This window comes from Nocardiopsis sediminis (assembly GCF_042650565.1).
In the GTDB taxonomy this organism is placed as follows: Bacteria; Actinomycetota; Actinomycetes; order Streptosporangiales; family Streptosporangiaceae; genus Nocardiopsis_B; species Nocardiopsis_B sediminis.
On record NZ_JBHSBH010000003.1, the window covers coordinates 91,684 to 104,691 of the forward strand.

The following is a 13,008-nucleotide window of genomic DNA, read 5'->3' on the forward strand; positions in this document are numbered from 1 at the left end:
CGAGGAGCAGAGCGAGTTCGACGTCATCCTCGAGGGCGCGGGCGACAAGAAGATCCAGGTCATCAAGGAGGTCCGCAGCCTCACGAGCCTGGGCCTCAAGGAGGCCAAGGACCTGGTCGACAACGCCCCCAAGCCGCTGCTGGAGGGTGTCGCCAAGGACGCCGCCGAGAAGGCCAAGGCCGCCCTCGAGGGCGCCGGCGCCACCGTCACCCTGAAGTAGGAGCGAGAGCAGCCTCGATAGGCGCTTTCCGGGCGGCCACCCCACACTTGGGGTGGCCGCCTTTCGCCGTCTCCGGGGATTTCCCGGACGAGGCCGGGTGCGCGGTGGTATCACTCCCGTGTCACCGGTTTCCGACGATGAGGGAGTGGCGCGATGACGGTGTGGTCCACGGATGCGGAGCCCGGCGGGCTCGCAGGCGCTGAGGCGGTCGACGAGGCCGCCGCTGAGAGCGTGCGGGCGTGGTCGGACCTGCTGAGGAGGCTCGGCGCGTGACGCGGCCGGCGCGGTGGCACGGCCCTGCGTCCCGGGATGGCCTGGGGCGCGGGGGGTGGCGGGCCCTGGACCCAAGGATCTTTCCCCTATGTCGGGTGGCTCACACCCCGAGGGGTCTGTGGGACCTCTCACGACGGCGGAATGCCCCGATACGGGCGGCCTGGGCTTGACGGATTCGGCTGTTGGAGCGATGCTGCGTGGTGTCGTGACTGACTCCGGGGGGCGTTGTTGGACAGCGGTGTAGTATTCGGCTACACTGCCCTTTTGCGCTGCCCTTTGACGTTCCCTGTGCCGGTGTCCGTGCGTGGAGCCCGATTCATCGTTGTCTCGGCCCACTCCGCACCCTAGAGTCTCCGACCTGCCTCGGCTTCTCTTCGCGCATCAAGGGACGTCTGGCGTGCGCGCGCATCAACCGCCACAAGCCTTCGGAAGGACCCCTGTTGGCAGCCTCGCGCAACGCCTCCGCTAACGCCCTTGGTCCGAACCGCGTTTCCTTCGCTCGTATTCAGGAACCACTTGAGGTCCCCAACCTTCTCGCCTTGCAGACCGAGTCGTTCGACTGGCTGCTCGGCAACGAGAAGTGGAGTACCCGAGTAGAGGCGGCCCGTAACGCCGGCCGCAAGGACGTTCCGGAGCAGTCCGGCCTCGAAGAGATCTTCGAGGAGATCAGTCCCATCGAGGACTTCTCGGGCACGATGTCGCTTTCGTTCCGCGACCACCGCTTCGAGCCGCCCAAGTACTCCGCAGAGGAGTGCAAGGACAAGGACATGACCTACTCCGCCCCGATGTTCGTCACGGCGGAGTTCATCAACAACGACACCGGTGAGATCAAGAGCCAGACCGTGTTCATGGGCGACTTCCCGCTCATGACCGCCACCGGCACGTTCATCATCAACGGCACCGAGCGTGTCGTCGTGTCGCAGCTCGTCCGTTCGCCGGGCGTCTACTTCGACCGCACGGTCGACAAGACGTCCGACAAGGACCTCTTCGGCTGCAAGGTCATCCCGTCGCGCGGCGCCTGGCTGGAGTTCGAGGTCGACAAGCGCGACTTCGTCGGGGTCCGCATCGACCGCAAGCGCAAGCAGGGCGTCACCGTGCTGCTGAAGGCGCTCGGCTGGACCACCGACCAGATCCTGGAGCGGTTCGGCCAGTACGAGTCCATCCGCAACACCCTGGAGAAGGACCCCACCGCGGGCACCGACGACGCGCTGCTGGACATCTACCGCAAGCTGCGTCCGGGCGAGCCGCCGACGAAGGAGTCCGCGCAGGCGCTCCTGGAGAACCTGTACTTCAACCCGAAGCGCTACGACCTCGCCAAGGTCGGCCGCTACAAGATCAACAAGAAGCTCGGCGTCGAGGCCGAGTACACGCAGGGCACGCTGACCGAGGACGACATCGTCGCCACGATCGACTACATCGTGCGCCTGCACGCCGGCGAGGACGAGCTGGAGACCCCCCACGGCTCCCGCCCGATCGAGACCGACGACATCGACCACTTCGGCAACCGCCGCCTGCGCACCGTCGGCGAGCTGATCCAGAACCAGGTCCGCCTGGGCCTGGCGCGCATGGAGCGCGTGGTCCGCGAGCGCATGACCACCCAGGACGTCGAGGCGATCACGCCGCAGACCCTGATCAACATCCGGCCGGTCGTCGCCTCCATCAAGGAGTTCTTCGGCACCAGCCAGCTGTCGCAGTTCATGGGCCAGACCAACCCGCTGGAGGGCCTGACCCACAAGCGGCGGCTGTCCGCGCTGGGCCCGGGCGGCCTGTCGCGTGAGCGCGCCGGGTTCGAGGTCCGCGACGTCCACCCGTCGCACTACGGCCGCATGTGCCCGATCGAGACCCCTGAAGGCCCCAACATCGGCCTGATCGGGTCGCTGGCCGGGTACGGCCGGGTGAACTCCTTCGGGTTCGTCGAGACCCCGTACCGCAAGGTCGCCGACGGCCGCGTGACCGAGGAGATCTTCTACCTCACGGCCGACGAAGAGGACCGCTTCGTCATCGCCCAGGCGAACACGCCGGTCAACCCCGACGGCACCTTCGCCGAGGACCGCGTCCTGGTCCGTCGCAAGGGCGGGGAGTTCGAGGCCGTCGCCGCGGGCGAGGTCGACTACATCGACGTCTCGCCGCGCCAGATGGTGTCGGTCGCGACCGCCATGATCCCGTTCCTGGAGCACGACGACGCCAACCGCGCGCTCATGGGCTCCAACATGCAGCGCCAGGCGGTGCCGCTGCTGCTCGCCGAGTCCCCGCTGGTCGGCACCGGCATGGAGTACCGTGCCGCCACCGACGCCGGCGAGGTCGTCCTGGCCGAGAAGGCGGGCGTCGTCGAGGACGTCACCGCCGACTACGTCACGGTCATGGCCGACGACGGCACGCGCAAGACCTACCGCCTCGGCAAGTTCCGCCGCAGCAACCAGGGCACCTGCTTCAACCAGCGCCCCATCGTCGACGAAGGCCAGCGGGTCGAGGAGAACCAGGTCCTCGCCGACGGCCCCTCGACCGACCAGGGCGAGATGTCGCTGGGCAAGAACCTGCTCGTGGCGTACATGTCGTGGGAGGGCCACAACTACGAGGACGCCATCGTCCTCTCCCAGCGCCTGGTGCAGGACGACGTCATGTCCTCGATCCACATCGAGGAGCACGAGGTCGACGCCCGCGACACCAAGCTGGGCCCCGAGGAGATCACCCGGGAGATCCCCAACGTCAGCGAGGAGGTCCTGGCCGACCTCGACGACCGCGGCATCATCCGGATCGGCGCCGAGGTCGTCGACGGCGACATCCTCGTCGGCAAGGTCACCCCCAAGGGCGAGACCGAGCTGACCCCCGAGGAGCGGCTGCTGCGCGCGATCTTCGGTGAGAAGGCCCGCGAGGTCCGCGACACCTCCCTGAAGGTGCCGCACGGCGAGTCCGGCAAGGTCATCGGCGTGCGCGTGTTCAGCCGCGACGAAGGCGACGAGCTGCCGCCCGGCGTCAACGAGCTGGTCCGCGTGTACGTGGCGCAGAAGCGCAAGATCACCGACGGCGACAAGCTCGCCGGCCGCCACGGCAACAAGGGCGTCATCGCCAAGATCCTCCCGCAGGAGGACATGCCGTTCATGGAGGACGGCACGCCGGTCGACATCGTCCTCAACCCGCTGGGCGTGCCCGGCCGGATGAACGTCGGCCAGATCCTGGAGATCCACCTCGGCTGGCTGGCCCAGAACGGCTGGAAGGTCGACGGCGACGACGCCGAGTGGAAGAAGGCGATGCGCGCCATCGGCGCCGACGACATCCCCGCCGGCACCAAGGTCGCCACGCCGGTCTTCGACGGCCTGCGCGAGGACGAGATCGGCGGCCTGCTCGGCTCCAGCCTGCCCAATGAGGACGGCATCCGGCTGGTCAACGAGGAGGGCAAGGCGCGGCTGTTCGACGGCCGCACCGGCGAGCCCTTCGCCGAGCCGATCGCGGTGGGCTACACCTACTTCCTGAAGCTGCACCACCTCGTCGACGACAAGATCCACGCGCGCTCCACCGGCCCGTACTCGATGATCACCCAGCAGCCGCTGGGCGGTAAGGCGCAGTTCGGCGGGCAGCGCTTCGGCGAGATGGAGGTGTGGGCGCTGGAGGCCTACGGCGCCGCCTACGCCCTCCAGGAGCTCCTCACGATCAAGTCCGACGACGTTCTGGGCCGGGTGAAGGTCTACGAGGCCATCGTCAAGGGCGAGAACATCCCCGAACCGGGCATCCCCGAATCGTTCAAGGTGCTCATCAAGGAGATGCAGTCGCTCTGCCTGAACGTGGAGGTGCTGTCCAGCGACGGTATGTCCATCGAGATGCGCGACACGGATGAGGACGTTTTCCGTGCGGCGGAAGAACTGGGAATCGACCTGGGTCGGCGCGAGCCGAGCAGTGTCGAAGAGGTCTGACTTTCCGCGATCTTCAAGAGCAGGGGACGAAATAAGTGCTCGACGTCAACTTCTTTGACGAGCTGCGAATTGGCCTCGCGACCGCCGACGACATCCGCCAGTGGTCGCACGGCGAGGTCAAGAAGCCGGAAACCATCAACTACCGAACCCTGAAGCCGGAGAAGGACGGGCTCTTCTGCGAGAAGATCTTCGGCCCCACCCGCGACTGGGAGTGCTACTGCGGTAAGTACAAGCGGGTCCGCTTCAAGGGCATCATCTGTGAGCGCTGCGGCGTCGAGGTCACCCGCGCCAAGGTGCGGCGCGAGCGCATGGGCCACATCGAGCTGGCCGCGCCCGTGACCCACATCTGGTACTTCAAGGGCGTGCCCAGCCGCCTGGGGTACCTGCTGGACCTCGCCCCGAAGGATCTGGAAAAGATCATCTACTTCGCGGCGTACATGGTCACCTGGGTCGACTCCGAGGCCCGCGAGCGCGACCTCCAGTCCCTCGAGGCGCACATCTCGGTCGAGCGCCAGCACATGGAGCAGCGCCGCGACTCCACCGTCGAGGAGCGGCACAAGAAGCTCGAGGCCGACCTCGCCGAGCTCGAGGAGCAGGGCGCCAAGGGCGACGCGCGGCGCAAGGTCCGCGAGTCCGCCGAGCGCGAGATGCGCCAGATCCGCGACCGCGTGCAGCGCGAGATCGACCGCCTCGAAGAGGTCTGGACCCGGTTCAAGAACCTCAAGGTCCAGGACCTCGAGGGCGACGAAATGCTCTACCGCGAGATGCGGGACCGCTTCGGGAAGTACTTCCGCGGCGGCATGGGCGCCCAGGCCATCCAGGAGCGGCTCGCCAACTTCGACCTCGACGCCGAGGCCGAGAAGCTGCGCGAGACCATCCGCAGCGGCAAGGGCCAGAAGAAGGCCCGCGCGCTCAAGCGGCTCAAGGTCGTCTCGGCGTTCCTCAACACCCGCAACAGCCCCATGGGCATGGTCCTGGACTGCATCCCGGTCATCCCGCCGGACCTGCGCCCCATGGTGCAGCTCGACGGCGGCCGGTTCGCCACCTCGGACCTCAACGACCTGTACCGCCGGGTCATCAACCGCAACAACCGGCTCAAGCGGCTTCTCGACCTCGGCGCGCCCGAGATCATCGTGAACAACGAGAAGCGCATGCTCCAGGAGGCCGTCGACGCGCTGTTCGACAACGGCCGCCGGGGCCGGCCGGTCACGGGCCCGGGCAACCGCCCGCTCAAGTCGCTGTCCGACATGCTCAAGGGCAAGCAGGGCCGGTTCCGGCAGAACCTGCTGGGCAAGCGCGTCGACTACTCCGGCCGTTCGGTCATCGTCGTCGGCCCGCAGCTGAAGCTGCACCAGTGCGGCCTGCCCAAGCAGATGGCGCTGGAGCTGTTCAAGCCGTTCGTGATGAAGCGCTTGGTCGACCTCAACCACGCGCAGAACATCAAGAGCGCCAAGCGGATGGTCGAGCGGTCGCGCCCCGTGGTGTGGGACGTCCTCGAAGAGGTCATCACCGAGCACCCGGTGCTGCTCAACCGTGCGCCGACCCTGCACCGCCTGGGCATCCAGGCGTTCGAGCCGCAGCTGGTCGAGGGCAAGGCCATCCAGATCCACCCGCTCGTGTGCACCGCGTTCAACGCGGACTTCGACGGTGACCAGATGGCGGTGCACCTGCCGCTGTCCGCCGAGGCCCAGGCCGAGGCGCGGCTGCTGATGCTGGCCACGAACAACATCCTCAAGCCGTCCGACGGCAAGCCGGTGACCATGCCCACCCAGGACATGATCATCGGGCTCTACTACCTGACCACCCTCAAGGAGGGTGCCAAGGGCGAGGGCCGGGCGTTCCGCACGCCCGCTGAGGCGATCATGGCCTACGACCTCGGCGACCTCGACCTCCAGGCGAAGATCCGGCTGCGCGTCGAGGGCGACGCCCCGCCGCCGCGCGACTGGGTGCGCCCGGACAACGTGGAGCCCGGGGAGTCCTACGTCCTCGAGACCACGCTCGGCCGCTACCTCTTCAACGAGACCACGCCGACCGACTACCCGTTCGTCAACTACCAGGTGGGCAAGAAGCAGGTGTCCGCCCTGGTCAACGAGCTGGCCGAGAACTACCCGAAGGTCCACGTCGCGACCACCCTGGACGCGCTCAAGGACGCCGGGTACCACTGGGCCACCCGCTCGGGGCTGACCATCGGTATCAACGACGTGCTGGCGCCGCCGCGCAAGCAGGAGATCCTCGAGGGCTACGAGCGCCAGGCCGACAAGATCCAGCGCGAGTACGACCGCGGTCTGATCACCGACGACGAGCGCCGCCAGGAGCTCACGGAGATCTGGACCAAGGCCACCAACGAGGTCGCCAAGGAGATGGAGGACAACTTCCCCGCCGAGAACCCGGTGTGGATGATGGTCCAGTCCGGCGCCCGAGGCAACCCGATGCAGGTCCGCCAGATCGCCGGTATCCGCGGCCTGGTCTCCAACACCAAGGGCGAGACCATCCCGCGGCCGATCAAGTCCTCCTACCGCGAGGGCCTGTCCGTGCTGGAGTACTTCATCTCCACGCACGGCCAGCGCAAGGGCCTGGCCGACACCGCGCTGCGCACCGCCGACTCCGGGTACCTCACCCGGCGCCTGGTGGACGTCGCGCAGGACGTCATCGTCCGCGAGATCGACTGCGGCACCGACCGGTCGCTGTGGCACGACATCGGCGAGAAGAACGCCGCCGGTGTGGTCGTGCGCAAGCACAACGTCGAGAACACCGGTTTCGGCCGGACCATCGCCGAGGACGTCGTCGTCGACGGCCAGGTGCTGGCCCCGGCGCTGACCGACACCTCCGAGCAGATGATCGACAAGCTGGTCGCCGCCGGCGTCGAGCGGGTGCGCGTGCGCAGCTCGCTCACCTGCGAGGCCAAGATCGGCGTCTGCACCACCTGCTACGGCCGCTCCATGGCCACCGGCAAGCCGGTGGACGTCGGCGAGGCCATCGGCATCATCGCGGCGCAGTCCATCGGTGAGCCCGGCACCCAGCTGACCATGCGGACCTTCCACATGGGCGGCTCGGCCGGCCAGGACATCACCCACGGCCTGCCGCGTGTCACCGAGCTGTTCGAGGCCCGCATCCCCAAGGGTGTGGCCCCGATCAGCGAGCTCGACGGCCGGATCCGGATCGACGACACCGAGAAGAGCCGCAAGATCGTGCTCATCCCGGACGACGGTTCCGAGGAGATCGCCTACCCGGTGCCCATGCGGGCGCAGCTCCTCGTGGGCGAGGGCGAGCACGTCTCCGTCGGCCAGCAGCTCATCCAGGGCGCGATCAACCCGCACGAGGTGCTCCGCATCCAGGGCCCGCGCGCGGTGCAGCAGCACCTGGTGTCGGAGGTGCAGGAGGTCTACAAGTCGCAGGGTGTCTCGATCCACGACAAGCACATCGAGATCATCGTGCGGCAGATGCTCAAGCGGGTGAACATCCTGGAGTCCGGCGACACCGAGCTGCTGCCCGGCGAGATGGTCGAGCGCCCGAAGTTCGAGGCGATCAACCGCCGCGTCGTGGCCGAAGGCGGCCAGCCGGCCGCCGGCCGCCCGGTGCTCCTGGGCATCACCAAGGCGTCGCTGGCCACCGAGTCGTGGCTGTCGGCCGCCTCCTTCCAGGAGACCACCCGGGTGCTCACCGAGAACGCCATTCACGGCAAGAGCGACCCGCTGGTCGGCCTCAAGGAGAACGTCATCATCGGTAAACTCATCCCGGCCGGTACCGGCTTGCCGCAGTACCGCAACATCCGGGTGGAGCCGACCGAGGAGGCGAAGGCATCGATGTACTCCGTTTCGGGCTACGAGGAGCCGAGCGAGTACACCTTCGGTCAGGGGTCCGGCGAGGCCGTCCCGCTGGAGGAGTATGACTTCGGCCCGTATAACCGGTGACACGAATATCACCGGTGGGATCGGAGCGTTGACCTGACGACGGCGGTAGTTCCACCCCAAGTGGGGTGGAACTACCGCCGTTCGTCTTTGACGGTCGGCATACTCGTAGACGGATGGGGACTTGAGCGCTCACGCGCGGTCGGGAGAACGAGAACAGTGACGGACAACGGGGGAGCGCGGTTCGGGTCGTCCGGTGACGACGACGAGCCCCGGCAGCAGCAGGGCTCGTGGTTCACTCCGGCCGGAGACCGCTCCCGCACAGAGCCGGACGGCCGGGACGGCCAGGACGAGCGGCAGGAGCAGGGCGGCGTGCCAGGTGGCGGTGCCGCCGGGCGGCCCGCGGGCAACCCCTTCGGCGGGTTCCCGGCCACGGGCGGCTTCCCGGGAATGGGCGGCGAGCGGCCGGGGATGGCCGAGCCCTACCCGGCGGCGCTGAGCGGCCTCGGCGCGCCCGCCACCGGGGAGACCACCGACGCGCTCCCGCTGGGCGGCGGCACCGGGCCCCAGGGGCCCGAGGCGCAGCAGCCCGCGGCGGGACGCCCCTACATCGGCGCAGATCCGGCGTCCGGGCCGGCGATGGGGCCGGATTCCGCGGCTCCGGGCGCGCCGGGCCGCGACCCGGGTGTGGCGAGCAGAGAACCCGGCGCTCCGGCGTCCCCGAACCCGGGCTTTCCCGGTGCGGTTCCGGGGGGGCCGGGGAGTCCCGGGGGCTCAGCGGGTCCGAACCCGGGCTTTCACGCGGGAGCCCCGGGATCCCCGGCGACCGAGCCGTTCGCCGCGAGCCCGTCGTACCCCGACCCGCTCGCGGGCCCCGCTCGCGGCGACAGCGGAGCGCCGCGTACCGCTGCCGGGTCCGACGACCCGCTGGGACAGCGGCCGCGCCCCGAGGGCGACCCGGCGCCGGCCGACCCGGCGGCGGGCGTGTACCGCGCGCCCACGGGCGGCTGGCCGGCGTCCGCCCTCGGCGGGGGCGCCGAAGCGCGGAGCGGCGGGACCGGAGGCTACCCGGGCTTCGGCGAGGGCGCGCGGCCGGGGGACCGCGCGGCCGGCCCCGGCGCGCCCGACCGCCCCGGCCGTGACGACCCTGCGGGCCCGGGGAACGGCCCGCAGGACCGGCACCCCGGCGCATCCGGCCGGGCCGACTCCCCCGCCCCCGGATACGGACGCGATCCCCTCGCCGCCCCTCTTGGCTCCCCCGGAGCCACCCCCTCCTATGACATCTCCTCGGGCGGCGGGTACGACCCCGCGCCCGAGACCGCGCCGTTCAGCTCCACGGCCGACGCCGACCCCCTCGCCGGACCGGGAACGGCGGCACCCGGCGACCCCGCGGGGCGCCATGAGCCTCAGGGACCCTACAGCGGAGAGCCCTACCGCGGGGCGGCCGCCGGCGGGCCCGGCGGCCCGGGGGGCTTCCCCGACGGGCCGGGAGCCGGTGGTCCCGGTGGCCCGGGTGCTCCGGGCGGTCCGGGAACGGGCTCGCGTCCCGAGTGGGACGGGTCCGGGTCGGGCTCGGTCGGCTCGGGTGGTCCCGGTGGCTTCTCCGAGGCGCCGGGTTCGGCCGGCTCCGGTCTGCGCGGTGGCGATGCTTACGGCGGCGGGTCCGACCTCGGCGGGCCGGGCTCCGGCTCCGCCGGATCGGGTGACCTTGGCGGCTTCTCCGGCGGGCCGGGTTCGAGTGGTCCGGGGACGGGCTCGCGTCCGGAGTGGGATGCGCCCGATGCGGGCTCCGTCGGCTCGGGCGGCCCTGGTGGCTTCTCCGATGGGCGGGGTTCGGGAGACCCCGGTCTGAGTGGTGGCGACGCTTACCGTGGCGCGTCCGACTTCGGTGCCCCGGCCTCCGCCGGCTCGGGGGCGGGTCCGCGTCCGGAGTGGGACGGGCCCTCTTCCGGCTCTGTCGGCTCGGGCGGTCCCCTGGGCACCCCGGCGTGGGACGCATCGGCGGCGCACGCCGCCTCCGGCGGTCCCGGAGGAGCGGGCCCGTACGGCGGCGAGCCGTACGGTAGCGCCCCGGGCTCGGCGGGTCCGGGCTCCTCCGACCCCCTCGCCGATCCGCTCGCCGACCCGCTTGGTCAGCCCTCGTCCGGGCGCGGGCCGCGGGCGGACGACGGTTTCCGGCGGGATCCCGCCACCGAGCCCTGGGCGAGCGCGTCCTCTGCCGACGGTTCCGGTGGTTTCGGCGATGGCGGTGCCGACCGCGGCTCTTATGGGGGGCCCGGGCAGGCGCGCCCCTACGACGCCCCGGCGGGAGATCCGTTGGGCGGCCCGCTGGATCGGCCGGTCGGCGACCCCTCTCGCGATCCCCTCGCCCCCGGCGCCGGAGGATCCATGCCCTCGTGGGGCGGTGGCCCCGGCCCTGCCTCCGAGAGCGGCGAACGCTGGGGGGCCCAGCCGCGCTACGACGGCCCCGACCGCTACGGCGACGAACTCTCCGCGGCCCCACGGCCGGCCCCTGGGCCGCTCGATGGGCCGGGCGGGGATCCGCTGGCCGATCCGATCGGCCGGTCCTACCTTGGCGCCCCGGCCGAACCGGCCACCCCCGCCGAGTCCCGGGGCGGGCCCGGCGGCCACGACGACGTCTCGCGCGCCTATCCGGGGTCCGGCTGGGACAGTGCGGGGCCCGACGCTCCGCTGTCCGACGAGCCCGCCTCCTCGGGCGGGCCGCGCACCCCGGCGCGCCCCGCCAGCGAGCAGACCGGTGACCTGGGCACGGGCAGCGGGAACACCTGGGCGTTCAGCCGCGACGACCCCCGGCTGCCCCAAAGCGTCCGCGAAGCCGCGATCAAGGCACAACAGAAACGACGAGACGGCTCCCCCGAGCACACCACGCACGACTTCGGTGGGGCGTTCGACGACCCCCGGCCCGCGGGGTCCGGCATCGGGCCGGGCGAGGGCGGCGACTTCGCCGACCGGCTCGGCGGCGGAACACCGTCGTGGGAGCGTGCCGCCGACGGTCTCGGCGACGCGCCCGGCCAGGCGGACTTCGGCCGCCCGGGGTGGGACAGCACGCAGGCCATCCCGGCGGTCTCCGACGAACTGGGGCCCGACAACCGGGCCGGCCGCGACGACGCCCTGTATGGCGGCTACCCGGCGAGGGCCGGGCAGGAGCCCGCTCCGTGGGATGCCCGCCAGGAGCCCGGTTACCCGGATCCGGGGGAGGGGACCCAGGCCATGCCCGCGATCCCCGACGAGCTGGGCGGCGGGCCCCGTCACGGCGATGCCGGGGCCTACGGTTCCGGGGCCGAGCCCGGGGGCTACGGCGCGGGCACCGATTTCGGTGGCCCCGGCCGGCCCGGCGAGTACGACCCGAGCGCCTATGGCGGTCCGCTCGCCGATGACGGGCGCACCGGGTTCGTCGACAACGGCTACGACTCCGGCGTGCAGCCGGCCTACACGGGCGGCCCCGGGGGCGGCTATGAACCGCCGAACGGCCCGGGCGCTCCCGGCTACGGTGACCCCGGCGACCGGTTCGGGCAGGGGTACGCCGGGGACGGCTACTCCGCTGTGGCCGGTGGGGGACCCGGCCACGGCGACCCCCGCGGGTTCGACGACCGCGGCCCCGACCAGGGGTACGGCCCGCAGGGCCCGGGGCAGGGCTACGGCCGTCCCGAGGAGGGGTACGGCGTTCCTGCGGACGGCTATGGCGGTCCGGGTGACGGCTACGGCGGACCGGCGGACGGGTACGGCGCTCCCGACCAGGGGTACGGACCGGACGGCTACGGCCGGCCGGGCGAGGGCGGCGAGCCGGGCTACGACGGCCCCTCGGGGCCGCAGGACGCGGCCGGGCAGCGGAACCGCCGCGGCCGCGATGCCGTCGCCGACGAGTTCCCCGGGTTCGACGGCCCGCCCGGCGGGGACGAGGGCGGCGACTACCCGGGCTACGACAACGTCGACTACTGGGGCCCTGAGAACGCTCCGGGAGCCTCGGCCACGCTGTGGCTCGGCATCGCCGGCTTCGTCCCGCTGATCGGCCTGTTCACCGCCATCGCGGCGCTGGTCGTCGGCTCGGGCGCGCGGCGCGCGATCCGCCGGTCCAACGGCGAACTGGAGGGCGGCAACCTGGTCACGATCGGCACGGTCCTGGCCTGGATCAGCCTCGGGCTCACCGTCGTCGGAGCGATCGGCGGCGCCGTCTCCATGTTCCTTCTCTGACGGACACGATCGACGGACACCACGCGTGCCCGGTGCGGCCTCGGCCGTACCGGGCACCGTCGTTTCCGGCCGCGGCCTCCGGTGCCGCCCGCTCGTTGCCGGCCCACGGTCACTCTTCGCCGGAGAAGCGCTCCCAGGCGGACTGGCGGGAGACGCCCAATGCTCCGCCGATTCTTGCCCAGGTGACTCCGCGGGAGCGCAGTTCGGCGACCCAGGCGCGCAGGTCGGCTTCGACCTGGTCGGCTACCGCCGCGACGCGGGGGATGTGGTGGAGCATCTCTTCGTCGGCCATCGAGGTCCACAGCGGCATGGGGGCGGGGGCCGGCTTGTCGCGGTGCGCGTCGATGACCGACACGGCCAGGCCGACGCACTCATTGCAGATCTGGACGCCGGGCCCGGCCACCAGCTGGTCCACCTCGGGGGCGGGTTTGCCGCAGAAAGAGCACCGTGGCCCGGCAGGGGGGTTCGTCATGGCCGTCTCCCTTGTTGTCAGGGTTATCCTGACGGAACGATAGATGTGTCAGGGATGTCCTGACAAGTCCTGGGG

At 71.1% G+C, this 13,008-nt stretch carries 5 protein-coding genes; 4 read left to right on the forward strand and 1 reads right to left on the reverse strand.

Features of this window, described 5'->3' with window-relative positions; all coding sequences use genetic code 11:
* The 4 genes from rplL to ACFOVU_RS01825 all read left to right on the forward strand — a co-directional run.
* On the forward strand, positions 1 to 220 hold a 220-nt coding region (gene rplL, locus ACFOVU_RS01810; RefSeq protein ID WP_378529492.1), incomplete at its 5' end, for a 50S ribosomal protein L7/L12.
* 713 nt (positions 221 to 933) lie between these two features.
* A complete protein-coding gene (gene rpoB / locus ACFOVU_RS01815) occupies positions 934 to 4,401 on the forward strand; it encodes a DNA-directed RNA polymerase subunit beta (RefSeq protein WP_378529493.1) in 3,468 nt (1,155 codons plus the stop codon).
* Between the two features lie 35 nt (positions 4,402 to 4,436).
* Positions 4,437 to 8,312, forward strand: coding sequence for a DNA-directed RNA polymerase subunit beta' (locus tag ACFOVU_RS01820; RefSeq protein WP_378529494.1), 3,876 nt, complete (start codon positions 4,437 to 4,439; stop codon positions 8,310 to 8,312).
* 2,325 nt (positions 8,313 to 10,637) lie between these two features.
* The gene (locus tag ACFOVU_RS01825) at positions 10,638 to 12,461 is read left to right on the forward strand and encodes a hypothetical protein (protein ID WP_378529495.1); all 1,824 of its coding nucleotides are present in this window, start codon (positions 10,638 to 10,640) and stop codon (positions 12,459 to 12,461) included.
* 109 nt (positions 12,462 to 12,570) lie between these two features.
* Here the strand turns inward: ACFOVU_RS01825 and ACFOVU_RS01830 are convergent, their stop codons facing one another.
* Positions 12,571 to 12,933, reverse strand: a complete 363-nt coding sequence (locus ACFOVU_RS01830) for a ClpX C4-type zinc finger protein (RefSeq protein ID WP_378529496.1) — start codon at positions 12,931 to 12,933, stop codon at positions 12,571 to 12,573.
* Positions 12,934 to 13,008: the final 75 nt, after the last annotated feature.

Excerpts from the sequence above, each read along its gene's own strand:
- ACFOVU_RS01825 (WP_378529495.1), top strand. The coding sequence starts at position 10,638 with ATGCCCTCGTGGGGCGGTGGCCCCGGCCCTGCCTCCGAGAGCGGCGAA.
- ACFOVU_RS01830 (WP_378529496.1), bottom strand. The coding sequence starts at position 12,933 with ATGACGAACCCCCCTGCCGGGCCACGGTGCTCTTTCTGCGGCAAACCC.